The sequence below is a fragment of the Pseudomonas sp. SWRI111 genome, assembly GCF_014268555.1.
Classification (GTDB): domain Bacteria; phylum Pseudomonadota; class Gammaproteobacteria; order Pseudomonadales; family Pseudomonadaceae; genus Aquipseudomonas; species Aquipseudomonas hamedanensis.
This window is the reverse complement of the sequence record NZ_JABWQQ010000117.1, coordinates 1-264: the sequence shown is the minus strand read 5'-3', so window position 1 is coordinate 264 and position 264 is coordinate 1. Positions and strand designations below refer to the sequence as shown.

The following is a 264-nucleotide window of genomic DNA, read 5'->3' as shown; positions in this document are numbered from 1 at the left end:
GCCGATATAAGTGCTCCGTTCACTTCAACAGTTTTTTCATCTACGAATTTTGCTTCACCTTCTATTAATTCGAAACCATAGTCATCAATTAAATCAACATATTTAGAGTTTCTAAGCTCTGTTACCAACTCATTTTTTTGTTTAATCAATGGCGCCAAATCAACTTCACCGGCTGATGTATGCAATCCTACAAACGGATTGTTTTTTGCTAAATGATTAATTTCGCCAGCACGTAACAAGGTCTTTGAAGGAACACAACCAATA

At 35.6% G+C, this 264-nt stretch carries 1 pseudogene; it reads right to left on the bottom strand.

From position 1 onward, the window contains the following. Positions 1 to 264 (bottom strand): annotated as a pseudogene (locus HU755_RS27160) (mercuric reductase); the annotation flags it as partial.